Here is a 13,234-nt window from a genome sequence, read left to right on the forward strand (position 1 = left end):
GGCTCTACATCAATCTAAATACAGTATTTGCATGCATGATCGGGCTTTATGCCTTTATCACAGCACAGTGAGAGAAGTGAAAGAAATGACCGACGAATATCTCTATGAATGGGCGCAGTAATGGTAGATATCCCTACCGGACTACTGGCACTCATTTTGACAGTGATCACGGCCTTGCATCTCGCCGGCTACTACATCTTCTTCTACATCAACTTGGAAAAAATCGAAAACTACCTATGCGATATTGAAATGTTTTCATTGAACAGAGATTTCTACGGAGACAGCCTTTTCGGACGAAGAATGAGGGAAACCTTTGTAATGCTGGTCGCAGTCGCACCTGAGATCTTCTGGAGGCAGGAACGTATCCCCAGGCAAAAGCTGCTCAAACTGCCTACCCGACTGCTGTGGGGAGTGCGGATAATTTATGGCTCGATGATTCTCATCGGCGTGACTAGCGGACTGCTCTATTATTTTCGAGCGCCGCATTAGCGCGCTCAAAGGGCGCTGCCTTGGCATGGGCTATTTCTCCGCAGATTGAAAAACACAAATAAGGTTCCAGGCTGCCAACCCACCAAACAGCTCTGCAGGTGAGCAACACCTCTGAAGAACCGATTCGCGAACTATTCCCCCTCCCCTCCTCTCTTAGTCCAGCAGACCAGACGACGCACGCACGCCGTCTACACTTCCCACACGACCAAAAGAGGATTCCCCCATGCTATGGAAAAAAGGACGTCGCAGTGACAACGTCGTGGACGCACGCGGCGATTCCGGGGGTGGCGGTGGCGGCGGGATGCGCATTGGCGGCAAGGGTCTGGGGCTTGGCGGGATCGTGATCATTGTCGCGATCGGTCTGCTGACCGGGCAGGACCCGATGCGAATTCTGGGCGAGATTACCGGCCAGATGGGTTCGGAGCAGACCGCAGCGGTCAATCCGCAAACGCGCCAGGCGCCACCGGCCAATGACGAGCAGGCCGACTTCGTGCGCGCGATCCTGGGCGACACCGAGGACACGTGGCAGCAGGTATTCCAGCAAATGGGGAGCCAGTACAAGGCCCCGACCCTGATTCTGTTCAGCGGCCGGGTGCAGTCGGCCTGTGGCTCGGCGTCTTCGGCGAGCGGCCCGTTCTATTGCCCGGCTGACCAGCGCGTGTACCTGGACATGGAGTTTTTCCGTGAGATGAGTCAGCGTTTCAAGGCGGCGGGAGATTTCGCTCAGGCGTACGTGATTGCTCACGAAGTTGGCCATCATGTGCAGACCTTATTGGGGGTTTCGGCTAAAGTTGACGCCGCCCGCCAACGCGGCATGAAAATGGAAGGTGACAACGGTTTGCTGGTGCGTCAGGAGCTGCAAGCTGACTGCCTGGCAGGCGTTTGGGCCAACAACGCACAAAAGCGTTTGAACTGGCTGGAGCCGGGTGATATTGAAGAGGCGCTGAACGCCGCCAATGCCATTGGCGACGACCGCTTGCAGCAACAGGGTCAGGGCCGGGTCGTGCCGGACTCGTTTACCCACGGCACTTCTGCCCAGCGGGTCCGCTGGTTCAAGACAGGTTTTGCCCAGGGACAAATCAACCAATGCGATACGTTCGCCGCCAAGAGCCTCTGATCACATGATGAAACCGCTTTCGATCCTGTTGTTGGGCACCCTGATGAGCCTCAATGCTCATGCGGCGGATCAGGCGGTTAAAGCCATCAGCCCCGACCGGCTGCAGATCAACGGAACGACCCAGGCCACCCTCGGCCTGAGTCAGAACTGGGTTCGTCCCAGCCCGCAGGTCCAGCGGGTGGTCATTGTTTTCCACGGTCGGCTGCGTAACGCGCAAACCTACCTGCGCAGTGTCGAGCGCGCAGCCAACCAGTCCAGGCAGCGATCGAAAACCCTGCTGATCGCGCCGCAGTTTCTCGACGAAAAGGACATCGCAGAACACCGCCTGCCTGAGTCGGTACTTCGCTGGCACACCAATGACTGGATGGCGGGCGAGAAGTCACTGGGCCCCAAGCCGGTCAGCTCCTTTGTGGTCATCGATCACATCCTCAAGCGTCTGAGCGACAGTAAGCTGTTCCCCAACCTGAAGGAAATCGTGATCGCGGGCCATTCCGGCGGTGCGCAGGTGGTGCAGCGCTACGCGATGATTGGTGGCAAGGAAGATGCCTTGCTCAAGAAGGAAGGCATCAAGCTGCGCTATGTGATCGCCAACCCGTCCTCTTATGCCTATTTCGACGCGACGCGCCCTGTGCCGGTTGATGCGGGGAGCTGCCCGACTTTCGACACCTGGAAGTATGGTCTGAACAAGCTGCCCGCCTACGCCGGCAAGGAAACACCGGCCGAGCTTGAGGCCGCATACGTGAAGCGGGACATTACTTATCTGTTGGGCGAGCTGGACACCGATCCGGAGCACCCCGCGCTGGACAAGGATTGTGGCGCGGAAGCTCAGGGGCCTCAGCGCCTGGCCCGGGGTCACAACTATTTCGATTACCTGACCAAGCGCCACCCGGAAGGCTTGAATCAGCGTCTGGTGGAAGTGAAAAACGTCGGGCACAACGGCGATGCGATCTTCACTTCGCCTGAAGGGCAGACGGCGTTGTTCAAGGCGAATTGATATCCGCGCGTTTGGTAGGACTGGTTTCGGCCGGGAAGAGGCCAGCATGTGCAGCGTCAATGTTGCAGTGTAGCGCCAGACGCCTTCCCGGCTGAAGCCGGTCCTACAAATGAACGCAGCCGCCGGTCCTACTGTCTAGACGCGGCATTATGTAGGACCTGCTTTAGCCGGGAAGAGGCCGGTCTGTACACCATCAATTTTGTGGTGAATTGCCGGACGCGTTCCCGGCTGAAGCCGGTCCTGCCAGAAGGGTGGAATCAGCTCTTTGCGCCAATCATCGCCCGTAACGCCACACAATCCTCCGCATGCCAGTCGGTCAATTCCGGCCACGGGTTTTCCGGGAGATTGACCAGCACCGTCCGGGCCCCGGCCGCTCGACCACAGGCCAGGTCGAACTGATAGTCACCCACCATCACCATTTCCGACGGCTGCACGTTCCAGGCGCTCGCGAGCTTCAGCAGGCCACCCGGATCGGGTTTGGGCGCGGCCTCGTCACGGCCGAGCACGTCGTCCACGGCAAAGCAGTCGGCAATACCGATTGCCTCCAGCGTTACGTGAGCAAGCTCCCGGGCGTTACGGGTCAGGATGCCGAGACGATAGCCCCGCCCTGCCAGCTCCCTCACCAACTCGACAGCACCTGTCGCGGGTTTGGATTCGATCGCCAACGCGCGCTCGTGCTCCAGCAGCCAGGCATGTTTGGCCGCCGCAACATCCGCCGGTAACGCCGCGAGATGCCCGAGAATGTCGTCCTCCTGAGGGATATCCAGCGCACGCTTGATCGCCGGAAAATCATGGGCAGCAACGGTCAGCGTACCGTCCATGTCGAATACCCAGTGGCGTACTTGATTGAGGCTCATGACCAATCCTTACGGTGGCGAATCAAACCTTCCTGACTGACCGACGCCACAAGCTTGCCCTCGCGATTGAATACGCTGCCTCGGGAGAACCCGCGCGAATTACCGGCCCATGGGCTGTCCATGGCGTAAAGCAGCCAGTCGTCAGCGCGCAGTTCACCGTGGAACCACAGCGAGTGATCCAGGCTGGCGATCTGCATGTCTTTCTGCCAGACCGTCTTGCCGTGGGGCAGCAGCGAGGTGGTCAGCAGGTTGAAGTCCGACGCATAAGCAAGCATGTAGCGGTGCAGGGCGGGGATGTCGGGCAGGGTGCCGTCGGCGCGAAACCAGATGTATTTCACCGGGTCAGTAGGCTTCGGGTTGTAGGGATCAGACTCGGTGACTGGCCGGAATTCGATGGGCTTGGGGCACAGCAGTTTGTCCTTCATGTGCTCGGGAATCAGGTGCTCGCGCTGACGCATCAATTCAAGTTCCGACGGCAGGTTTTCCGGGCCGACCACGTGAGGCATCTGGCTCTGGTGCTCGAAGCCTTCTTCGTCGTACTGGAACGACGCGCTGCAGGTGAAAATCGGATGGCCTTTCTGAATGGCCGTCACCCGGCGTGTGCTGAAACTGCCGCCGTCGCGGACCCGGTCCACCTGATACACCACGGGCAAGTGCGCGTCGCCGGGGCGCAGGAAATAGCCATGCAGCGAATGCACATGGCGCGCGTCTTCAACCGTCTTGCTCGCCGCCGACAGCGACTGACCCAGTACCTGACCGCCAAACAGCTGGCGAAAGCCAAGGTCCTGGCTGCGTCCGCGGAAGAGGTTTTCTTCGATCGGCTCCAGACTCAACAGCGACACCAGATCATCCAGCACGTGACTCATTCAGGGTTCCTCACACGGTCGTCTCGCCAACCGTCATCGCATCAATCAGGCCATGGGCGCCGTAGGCCGGCGCATATGGAAGTGGGACGAAATGATACAGAGGTTTGTAGCCCGATTCCCGCAGCTGTTTAAAGCGTCGCCAACCAGCCCGCCCGGTTGATGCGATACAACACGTGGGGCCTGAGTGGATGGCCGTTGGGCAATTTCGGATAATCGAAGTTGTCAGCCGGATCGTTGCGCATGCCGATGGCCTGCATGACCTTCTGCGAGGGCAAATTATTGACCGCCGCAAATGCCACGATTTCGTCCATGTCCAGGTGCTCGAATCCGCAGCCGAGGACCGTCCAGGCGGCTTCGCTGGCATAACCCAGGCCCCAATGCTCGCGGGCCAGGCGCCAGCCGATCTCTACCGCTGGCGTAAATCCTGCCTCGAAGCCCACCACGGCCAGGCCGGTGAAACCGATGAATTCACCGGTGTCCCTGCGTTCAAGGGCCCAGAAGCCGAAACCATACTCGGCAAAATGCCCGCGCACTCGGCCGATCAGCTTGGCGCTTTCCATGCGGCTCAAGGGCTGCGGAAAGTAGCGCATCACTTGTGGATCGGCGCACATCTTCGCGAAGGCTGGCAAATCATCATCTCGCCATTGACGCATCAACAAGCGTGCGCTGTTGAGCTCAAGAATCGGCTCCATCGATCGTCTCCCTGTTGCCTCGCCTCTCAAAATGCCCGCCGGCTGGCGATCTCCCCGCCCAGGCAAATCGCTGTGCGGTGATCGTCAGAACTGGCAAGATTCCCCTTCGAACCAGACGCGTGCTCACCATGCCCCTGCCCCTCATTTACCACGAAGACTACAGCCCGGACTTTCCGCCCGACCATCGCTTCCCGATGGACAAGTTCCGGCTTCTGCGCGACCACCTTATCGACACCGGCCTGACCACAGATGCTCAATTGTTTCGCCCGCTGGTCTGCCCAACGGACATCCTCGTGCTGGCCCATGACCCCGGTTACATCAGCCGTTATATGGAAGGCGCGCTGTCGCGGGAAGATCAACGTCGCCTTGGCCTGCCCTGGACCGAGGATCTGGCCCGACGTACGGTACGCGCGGTAGGTGGCTCTTTGCTGACAGCGGAACTGGCGCTGCAACACGGACTGGCCTGTCACCTTGCCGGCGGCACTCACCATGCCCATTACGATTACCCGGCGGGGTTTTGCATCTTCAACGACCTGGCGATCATCAGTCAGTACCTGCTGCAAAGCGGACGCGTCGACCGGGTGCTGATTTTTGACTGCGACGTGCACCAGGGTGACGGCACTGCGCGGATTCTCGAACACACCGATGACGCGATCACGGTCTCGCTGCACTGCGAAAAGAACTTCCCTGCGCGCAAGGCCCAAAGTGACTGGGACATTCCGCTGCCGATGGGCATGGGTGACGACGACTACCTGAAGGTGGTCGACGACACGCTCAATTACCTGCTGCCGCTGTATCAGCCCGATCTGGTGCTATACGACGCCGGCGTGGATGTGCCGACGCGTTGGGTTATTTGCAGCTGACCGATGCGGGGGTTGCCCGCCGCGACGAGGCGGTGATGCGTCATTGCCTGGGTCGGGACATTCCGGTGATGGGCGTGATTGGCGGTGGCTACAGCAAGGACCGGCAAGCACTTGCTCAACGGCACGGGATTTTGCACCACAGTGCGCAGCGGGTGTGGATAGAGCGCGGGCTTTGAGTGATGACATCACTTACCCACATCCCCTGTGGAACCGCCTGTGGATAACCTGAGTGCAAGGGCGTGATCCCCTGATATCACTGGGGCTCGCGCGCACTGTACGTTTTTTGATCGATAAGTTTTCCACAGGCTGGCCGCGTTTCACGAAGCTCGCGTAGAATGCGCGCCCCCTACCCAACCGGTGTTCGCTTAGCCATGACGTCAACCGCCACCTCAAGCACCCAGACAGTCGCCATCATCGGCGGCGGCCCTGCCGGCCTGATGGCCGCTGAAGTGCTGAGCCACGCCGGTTTCAAGGTGGACCTCTACGACGCCATGCCCTCGGTCGGGCGCAAGTTTCTGCTGGCGGGCGTCGGCGGCATGAACATCACCCACTCCGAGCCGTCGCCTGCGTTCGTTGCCCGCTACGCCGAACGCGCCGCGGTAATCGCGCCCTTGCTGCGCAGCTTCGGCGCCCAGGCGCTGTGCGAGTGGATTCACGGCCTGGGCATCCAGACGTTCGTCGGCAGTTCCGGGCGCGTATTCCCCACCGATATGAAGGCCGCGCCGCTGCTGCGCGCCTGGCTCAAGCGACTGCGCGAGTCCGGCGTCGTTATCCACACCCGTCATCGGTGGCTGGGCTGGAATGCCGACAATACGTTGCGAGTCGACGGTCCCGAAGGTGAAGTCACCCTGAACCCTGCCGCCACGCTGCTGGCGTTGGGCGGAGCAAGCTGGTCGCGGCTGGGCTCGGACGGTGCGTGGGTACCGCTGCTTGAACAACGCGGGGTCAACGTCGCGCCGCTGCAAGCCGCCAATTGCGGGTTCGAAGTCTCCGCCTGGAGCGAACTGCTGCGCAGCAAATTCGCCGGCGCGCCGCTGAAGAACATCGCCATGGGCCTGGAGGGGCAAAACCTGCGGCTGGGGGAATGCGTGGTCACGCAGGGCGGTGTCGAGGGCAGCCTCGTTTACGCTTTGTCCGCGCAGATCCGTGAGGCGATCAATCAGTCGGGGTCGGCCACGGTCGAGATTGATCTGCTGCCCGGCAAAAGCGTTGCCGAGGTGCAAAAGGCCCTGAGCAAACCCCGCGGTTCCCGCTCGACGTCCAAGCATCTGCACAGCCAGCTGGGCCTCGACGGGGTGAAAGCGGCGCTGTTACGTGAGCTGACCCCCGCTGCGACATTCGCTGACCCAGCCCTGCTTGCGCGTGCGATCAAGGCCTTGCCGCTGACACTGATCACGCCGCGCCCGCTGGATGAGGCCATCAGCACGGCAGGCGGAGTGAAATTCGAAGCACTGAACGAGCACCTGATGATCCCGTCGCTGCCCGGCGTCTTCTGCGCCGGCGAGATGCTCGACTGGGAAGCGCCCACCGGCGGCTATCTGCTGACCGCCTGCTTCGCCAGCGGCCGCGCGGCAGGGCTGGGAATGGTTGACTGGTTGCGCCGCAGTTAAGGCTCAGCGCAACCAAAGGGGATTCACGCCGCGCGATCAACCTGCGGCTTCAGGCCACCGCCGATACCCTGCTTGACCGGCGCTTTGCCGTTCGAGGCTCCGGTGACCCACTTGCCCAACTCGACGCCCTTCAGCTCGATGTACTTATGAGCCAGAGCAGCCAGGCCGATCGCTGCGAGGGTGACGGCAACCACCAGCGCGTTGTTGCCCAGCTCGGAACCTGTGTCCATGAAACGCTGGCCGTTGATCATCGGCGACAGATCGCGGCCGGTGAGCTTCTGCGCCACGATGAACATCGTCGACAGGCAAAACAGCAGCGCAGCGTGGGTCATGTAGATGGAGTACGACAACTTGCCCAACAGCCTGAACACGGCGGTTTTCAGGAACGTCGATACCAGCCCGGCTTCGAATGCGAACACCAGCACCAACACGCAGAACGTCAGACTGGCAATGGGCGAGCGGTCGCTGTAGTCGTTCATCACCATCCAGTACGTTGTGCACGTGAGCGCCACTTCGAGCACCGTCATCAGCCAGCGCACCGGCACGAATCGGTCGCGAACCAACAGATAGGCGAGGTACGTGATATTGCCGGCGAAGAAGCAGGACAAACCCAGCATCGCGCGCCAGACCAGCGGTTCGTTTTCGGTGAAGATCATCGTGAATGCGACGACGGCCACGCAGGCAAACATCAGAAAGCGGCTTCGCAGTGAGAGCAGGCACAGCCCGCCGAAGAGCATGTAGATATAGAACTCGATGCTGATGCTCCACGACGGGTAGTTGAACGACATGGTTTCGGTGAGCGTCGTCCAGGCTTGCACCAGCAGCAGATTGGGCAGGATCTCCGACGGGGCGAAGAGCCCGGTGAACGGCACGTTGTTCAAGGTGAAGCCTTTCTTCCAGGCCGCCCAGCGCACCCCTTCGAAGAGGATAAACACCAGCAGCATCACGACGTGCAGCGGGTACAGGCGGAACAGGCGCGAGATGACGAAACGCTTGAAGCCGAATTGCGGCTTCAGCCCATAGGAATGGGCCAGGACAAAACCGCTGAGCACGAAGAAGAAGTTGAGGAGGATGTCCGCTCTGCGAAAAAAAGGCAGCTCGATGAAAGCGCCCACCACGTGCAGGTGATAGAAGACCACCAACAACGCGAAAACGCCCCTGAAACTGTCTAGCGTGGTGAATCGCTGAACTGATCCCATGGCCCAACGTCCCGTCCTGAGTGAGAAAACGCCCGCGGCGGCAGCGAAGTCTCGCGGCCTTTACACGGTAGGGGGTTGGTGGACTTATCGACAGTTGAAATATTTCATGTCCGGTACAAAGGACGGCGCAAAGATTGACGCCAGCGTTTGACGGGCAGCGGGGCAAGCCATCGGTGAATCAACTATCAACGCCGACAATGTTCGCTACCAATCGTATTGAGTTCTGATTAATTTTGCGGCGAGTAACATCAGCTCCATACCGAGTCACCCACTCATCAAACGTACTGGAGCAACTCCCATGAAAACCAACACACTGATTCTTGGCCTGGCCTTCTCTGTACTGGCAACCAGCGCTTTCGCCCTCCCTGCTGTTGATGCCAGCGCATTTGTAAACGCGCCAATCGTTGCTGAAAACGGCTCTTCCCACACCAACATCAATCGTGTTGCTGCTGACGGCGCTGACCGCGTTGGTGCAAACCGCGTTGCTGCTGACGGTGCCGATCGCGTTGGTGCAAATCGCGTTGCTGCTGACGGTGCCGATCGCGTTGGTGCAAATCGCGTTGCTGAAAACGGTTCGTCGCACACCCAGCTGGGTCGTATTGCCTCTGACGGTGCAGACCACGTCGGTGCCAGCCGCCTGAGCTGATCGACACCCTGCTCCTCCCCCAGCCCGGCCTTTGCCGGGCTTGATTGTTTCTGGGCCCTGCGTTTTTTCTCCTGCCTATACCTCCGCTCGCACACGACTGTCGGACAATTCCGACATCGGTTTCAGATTCTCGCGAATCTGCCGATGCATTCGTACACATGAATGTTTTGCTGGCTCCATAACAAAAACCCTCCAGCTGACGATTTCAAATATTTACGGATCTGGAGAAATGGAATGAACAGCTGGTTCGCGAACATTAGCGTCAACATGAAGCTGGCCCTCGGTTTCGGTGTCGTGCTTGTACTGACTGCCCTGCTGGCCCTGGTGGGCTGGAACAGCCTGGGCAATATGACCTATCGCAGCGACCGCGTTGCCGACATCACCAAACTCAGCCAGAAGCTGACTGACCTTCGGATTACGCGGCTGCAGTACATGCTCAGCAATGGCGACGAAGCCGCTGCGCAGACCGTGCAGACTGCGCTCGAAAGCTTCAAGGCGCAGCAGCAATTTCTGCAGAAAACCTTCAGCAATCCACTGAACGTCGCGCCCATCAAGGCGTTGGGCGAGCAGATCGCCGCTTATGAGACCTCATTGAGCAAAATGCGCGAGGCCTATCAGGCGAGCGCCAAGGTTCGCGCCGACATGGGCGTTGATGCCATGAAAGCGGCCGACCTGATCGCCGCGATCAACGACGACGTAATGAAACTCGACCCGACGGACGAACGCCGTTTCGAGCAGTACCAGGCCGTCATCAAAGCCCGCGAAGACGTGATGCTGGTGCGCTATGAAGTGCGCGGCTACACCGCCAGTGTCTCGGCCAAAACCGAAGACACGGCCATGCGCCAACTGACCAGCGCCATTGACGGCCTCGCTCCGCTCAACGCCATGTTTGGCGGCACTCAGGGCGAACGTCTGAAGCAGCTGGAAGCGGCTCTGAACGGCTATCGCCAATCGGTGCAGGGATTCAAGGTCGCCACGGACACGATCAACACGACGCGCGCCGAGATGACCGAGGAAGGAAGCGCCATTGTCAAATTGGCCAAGCAACTGAATGACTTGCAGATCACCCTCGGCCAGGCCGACAGCCAGCAAGCCCGCACCCTGCAATTGGCCGGGACGCTCCTGGCGCTGATCCTCGGTACGCTGGCGGCGATCATCATTACCCGTCAGATCACCCGTCCGCTTCAACAGACACTGGCCGTGGTAGACCGCATTGCGTCGGGCGATTTGTCCCACGACATGGTCGTGACCCGCAAAGATGAACTGGGCGTTCTGCAAATGGGCATCCAGCGCATGGGCGCCACGCTGCGCGAGTTGATCGGCGGCATCCGTGACAGCGTCACGCAGATTGCCAGCGCCGCTGAAGAGCTGTCGGCCGTGACCGAACAGACCAGCGCCGGGGTCAACAGCCAGAAAGTGGAAACCGACCAGGTCGCCACCGCGATGCACGAAATGTCGGCCACTGTTCACGAGGTGGCGCGCAACGCCGAGCAAGCATCGGTCGCCGCTTCTGCCGCTGACAAGCAGGCACGGGAAGGCGACAAAGTGGTGGGTGAAGCGATCGTCCAGATCGAGAAGCTGGCCACTGAGGTGGTTCGCTCCACCGACGCGATGACCGTGCTGGAACAGGAAAGCGACAAGATCGGCAAGGTCATGGACGTGATCAAGGCCGTCGCCGAGCAGACCAACCTGCTGGCCCTCAACGCTGCCATCGAGGCCGCACGGGCGGGTGAAGCCGGTCGCGGTTTTGCCGTGGTCGCCGACGAGGTCCGTGGCCTGGCGCAACGCACTCAGCAATCCACCGAAGAGATCGAAGGCCTCGTCGCCGCGCTGCAAAACGGAACGCGCCAGGTCTCGGAGATCATGCTCAGCAGCCGCAACCTGACTGACAGCTCCGTTGCCCTGACCCGCAAGGCCGGTACCTCGCTGGAAAGCATTACCCAGACGGTGTCGAACATCCAGGCCATGAACCAGCAGATCGCCGCCGCTGCCGAGCAGCAAAGCTCGGTGGCCGAAGAGATCAGCCGCAGCATCGTCAACGTGCGCGACGTGTCAGAACAGACCGCCGCCGCCAGCGAAGAAACCGCCGCGTCCAGCGTCGAACTCGCCCGCCTGGGCAACCAGCTGCAGATGTTGGTCAGCCACTTCAAGGTGTAAACCGGCTTTATCTGCGTCGGGCGAAAAGCCGCCCGGCGCAGGCACTGCAAGGGGTTGAAGACGAAACGCGCAGGCGTATCGGCAAGAAAGGGATTTACTGATCTCACAATTGCCACATACTGCCCGCGCTGTTTTATTTCGTCATATTCATCTCCAACGCCGGGTTTATCTCCATGAAAAGAATGTTGCCTTACCTCCTCAGTGCCGCCCTCTCCCTCGTTCCAGTCGCTTTTTCCCACGCCGCCACGGCACCTGCCCCCGTTCAACTGATCGTCCTGAGTTCCGGTGGGATCATGGGTGCGTTCAAGGCTGTTGCCCCCGATTACGAACAGCGCGCCGGCGTAAAGCTGCAAGGCGAGGTAGCCCCATCGATGGGCGCGACGCCCCAGGCGATTCCAAACCGACTGGCCCGCCACGAGCCGGCGGACGTGGTACTGATGGTGGGTGCGGCGCTGGACAAGTTGATCAAGGACGGCAAGGTCGATCCGAAAACCCGTGTTGATCTGGGCAAATCCTACATCGCCATGGCCGTACGTCATGGCGCGCCACACCCTGACATCAGCACCATGGAAGCCTTCAAGCAGACCCTGCTGGACACAAAAAGCATCGCCTATTCGGACAGCGCCAGCGGCGTTTACCTGTCCCGCGTGCTGTTCAGCCAGATGCACATCGCCGATCGCATTCAGAGCAAAAGCCGCATGATTCCCGCCGAGCCCGTCGGTGAAGTCGTTGCGCGTGGAGACGCTGAAATTGGGTTTCAACAGCTGAGCGAGCTCAAGCCGGTGGACGGCATCGACATCATCGGCCTGATCCCCGACCAGGCGCAGCAGATGACCCTCTACTCCGCCGGCGTCGTGACCATGAGCAAACACCCTGAACAGGCCAAACAGTTTCTGGAGTTTCTGAGTTCTTCGGCAGCCGCCCCGGCCATCAAAGCCAGCGGCCTGGACCCGATCGCGAAGTAACGAGGATGCCGCAGATCCTTCAGTTGGCGGATGACCTGTGGGAGCGACCGGGGTGGCGCTCCACCTTGCTCGCGAAGAGGCCCGTACATCCGCTAAATAACTTGGCGATTGGATGAACGTCTTCGTGAGCAAGCTCACTCCCACAGTGACCGTGTTCGCCGAAGCCCTATCAGTTGCCAGATCACTTGTGGGAGCGGGCTTGCTCGCGAAGAGGCCATTACATCCGCTAGATATTTGGTGGAGGGAAGATCGTCTTCGTAAGCAACCTCACTCTCACACTGGACTGCGTCGTAAATGCACTGGACGGGCTTATGTGAGCGCCAGCTCGATCAACTCACCGCGCACGTCATCACCCTCAATGTGCAGCACGCCAACCGTGATCGGCAGTTTGAACCGTCGCGGTCCGGCGCTGCCGGGGTTGATGAACAGCACGCCATCGCGCATCTGCTGCAAGGGCCGGTGGGAGTGGCCGGTGACCACGACGCGCACCTCATCTGGCAATGATTTCTGCACATCGGCCAGTATGTGAGTGGTGTAAATCGCTACATCACCGACACGCAAAACTGCTTCATAAGGCACGTCGCACGCCCAGGCGTCGTCGGTGTCGTTGTTGCCTCGCACCACCGTCAGCGGCGCGATGGCCATCAATGCGTCGAGGATCTCCGGCTTGCCGATGTCGCCGCCGTGGATCAGGTAATCGCAGCCCTGCAACGCCTCCAGTGCCTGAGGGCGCAACAGGCCGTGGGTGTCCGAGATCAAGCCTACTTTTACACTCATTG

The 13,234-nt window shown here is 60.2% G+C and carries 12 protein-coding genes and 2 pseudogenes; 9 read left to right on the forward strand and 5 right to left on the reverse strand.

Annotated features, from left to right (window positions below; translation table 11 throughout):
• The first annotated feature begins 108 nt into the window (after window positions 1-108).
• From AC07VF_RS16305 to AC07VF_RS16315, 3 genes are all read left to right on the forward strand, one after another.
• Window positions 109-489 (forward strand): hypothetical protein, encoded by a 381-nt coding sequence (locus tag AC07VF_RS16305; protein WP_346627917.1) that lies wholly within the window; start codon window positions 109-111, stop codon window positions 487-489.
• A 223-nt stretch (window positions 490-712) separates the two neighbouring features.
• Window positions 713-1,606, forward strand: coding sequence for a KPN_02809 family neutral zinc metallopeptidase (ypfJ, locus tag AC07VF_RS16310; protein WP_282369729.1), 894 nt, complete (start codon window positions 713-715; stop codon window positions 1,604-1,606).
• A gap of 4 nt (window positions 1,607-1,610) precedes the next feature.
• Complete coding sequence (locus AC07VF_RS16315) at window positions 1,611-2,600, forward strand: alpha/beta hydrolase (RefSeq protein WP_192173276.1); 990 nt, start codon at window positions 1,611-1,613, stop codon at window positions 2,598-2,600.
• A 257-nt stretch (window positions 2,601-2,857) separates the two neighbouring features.
• On the opposite strand, the gene AC07VF_RS16320 is transcribed toward AC07VF_RS16315, so the two are convergent.
• The 3 genes from AC07VF_RS16320 to AC07VF_RS16330 all read right to left on the reverse strand — a co-directional run bounded on the left by AC07VF_RS16320 (window position 2,858) and on the right by AC07VF_RS16330 (window position 5,015).
• Window positions 2,858-3,457, reverse strand: coding sequence for an HAD family hydrolase (locus AC07VF_RS16320; protein ID WP_282369733.1), 600 nt, complete (start codon window positions 3,455-3,457; stop codon window positions 2,858-2,860).
• Complete coding sequence (gene tesB, locus AC07VF_RS16325; protein WP_495009258.1) at window positions 3,454-4,323, reverse strand: acyl-CoA thioesterase II; 870 nt, start codon at window positions 4,321-4,323, stop codon at window positions 3,454-3,456. The genes AC07VF_RS16320 and tesB overlap by 4 nt, the downstream gene beginning before the upstream one ends.
• 128 nt (window positions 4,324-4,451) lie before the next feature.
• Window positions 4,452-5,015, reverse strand: a complete 564-nt coding sequence (locus AC07VF_RS16330; RefSeq protein ID WP_495009257.1) for a GNAT family N-acetyltransferase — start codon at window positions 5,013-5,015, stop codon at window positions 4,452-4,454.
• A gap of 128 nt (window positions 5,016-5,143) precedes the next feature.
• Here AC07VF_RS16330 and AC07VF_RS16335 point away from each other — a divergent pair.
• A pseudogene (locus AC07VF_RS16335) lies at window positions 5,144-6,054 on the forward strand (histone deacetylase family protein).
• A gap of 195 nt (window positions 6,055-6,249) precedes the next feature.
• On the forward strand, window positions 6,250-7,488 hold the full coding sequence (locus AC07VF_RS16340) for a TIGR03862 family flavoprotein (protein WP_495009256.1): 1,239 nt from the start codon (window positions 6,250-6,252) through the stop codon (window positions 7,486-7,488).
• A gap of 23 nt (window positions 7,489-7,511) precedes the next feature.
• Here the strand turns inward: AC07VF_RS16340 and AC07VF_RS16345 are convergent, their stop codons facing one another.
• Window positions 7,512-8,687: an acyltransferase family protein gene (locus AC07VF_RS16345; protein ID WP_192173282.1), complete on the reverse strand. Its 1,176-nt coding sequence runs from the start codon at window positions 8,685-8,687 to the stop codon at window positions 7,512-7,514.
• Window positions 8,688-8,985: 298 nt separating this feature from the next.
• Between AC07VF_RS16345 and AC07VF_RS16350 the strand changes: the two genes are divergently transcribed.
• From AC07VF_RS16350 to AC07VF_RS16365, 4 genes and pseudogenes are all read left to right on the forward strand, one after another.
• A complete protein-coding gene (locus AC07VF_RS16350; protein ID WP_495009255.1) occupies window positions 8,986-9,333 on the forward strand; it encodes a hypothetical protein in 348 nt (115 codons plus the stop codon).
• Between the two features lie 348 nt (window positions 9,334-9,681).
• Window positions 9,682-10,587: pseudogene (locus AC07VF_RS16355) on the forward strand (methyl-accepting chemotaxis protein); the annotation flags it as partial.
• Between the two features lie 198 nt (window positions 10,588-10,785).
• A complete protein-coding gene (locus tag AC07VF_RS16360; protein ID WP_407073240.1) occupies window positions 10,786-11,490 on the forward strand; it encodes a methyl-accepting chemotaxis protein in 705 nt (234 codons plus the stop codon).
• 173 nt (window positions 11,491-11,663) lie between these two features.
• Window positions 11,664-12,455 carry a substrate-binding domain-containing protein gene (locus tag AC07VF_RS16365; protein ID WP_192173285.1) on the forward strand — a complete coding sequence of 264 codons (792 nt, stop codon included), beginning with the start codon at window positions 11,664-11,666 and terminating at the stop codon, window positions 12,453-12,455.
• A gap of 309 nt (window positions 12,456-12,764) precedes the next feature.
• Here AC07VF_RS16365 and AC07VF_RS16370 read toward each other — a convergent pair whose 3' ends face one another.
• Entirely contained in the window at window positions 12,765-13,232 is a 468-nt protein-coding gene (locus AC07VF_RS16370; RefSeq protein WP_495009254.1) for a metallophosphoesterase family protein, read from the reverse strand.
• Window positions 13,233-13,234 lie beyond the last annotated feature (2 nt).

This window comes from Pseudomonas sp. GW821-FHT02H06 (assembly GCF_059421525.1).

Excerpts from the sequence above, each read along its gene's own strand:
- AC07VF_RS16305 (WP_346627917.1), top strand. The coding sequence starts at position 109 with ATGGGCGCAGTAATGGTAGATATCCCTACCGGACTACTGGCACTCATT.
- ypfJ (WP_282369729.1), top strand. The coding sequence starts at position 713 with ATGCTATGGAAAAAAGGACGTCGCAGTGACAACGTCGTGGACGCACGC.
- AC07VF_RS16315 (WP_192173276.1), top strand. The coding sequence starts at position 1,611 with ATGATGAAACCGCTTTCGATCCTGTTGTTGGGCACCCTGATGAGCCTC.
- AC07VF_RS16320 (WP_282369733.1), bottom strand. The coding sequence starts at position 3,457 with ATGAGCCTCAATCAAGTACGCCACTGGGTATTCGACATGGACGGTACG.
- tesB (WP_495009258.1), bottom strand. The coding sequence starts at position 4,323 with ATGAGTCACGTGCTGGATGATCTGGTGTCGCTGTTGAGTCTGGAGCCG.
- AC07VF_RS16330 (WP_495009257.1), bottom strand. The coding sequence starts at position 5,015 with ATGGAGCCGATTCTTGAGCTCAACAGCGCACGCTTGTTGATGCGTCAA.
- AC07VF_RS16340 (WP_495009256.1), top strand. The coding sequence starts at position 6,250 with ATGACGTCAACCGCCACCTCAAGCACCCAGACAGTCGCCATCATCGGC.
- AC07VF_RS16345 (WP_192173282.1), bottom strand. The coding sequence starts at position 8,687 with ATGGGATCAGTTCAGCGATTCACCACGCTAGACAGTTTCAGGGGCGTT.
- AC07VF_RS16350 (WP_495009255.1), top strand. The coding sequence starts at position 8,986 with ATGAAAACCAACACACTGATTCTTGGCCTGGCCTTCTCTGTACTGGCA.
- AC07VF_RS16360 (WP_407073240.1), top strand. The coding sequence starts at position 10,786 with ATGTCGGCCACTGTTCACGAGGTGGCGCGCAACGCCGAGCAAGCATCG.
- AC07VF_RS16365 (WP_192173285.1), top strand. The coding sequence starts at position 11,664 with ATGAAAAGAATGTTGCCTTACCTCCTCAGTGCCGCCCTCTCCCTCGTT.
- AC07VF_RS16370 (WP_495009254.1), bottom strand. The coding sequence starts at position 13,232 with ATGAGTGTAAAAGTAGGCTTGATCTCGGACACCCACGGCCTGTTGCGC.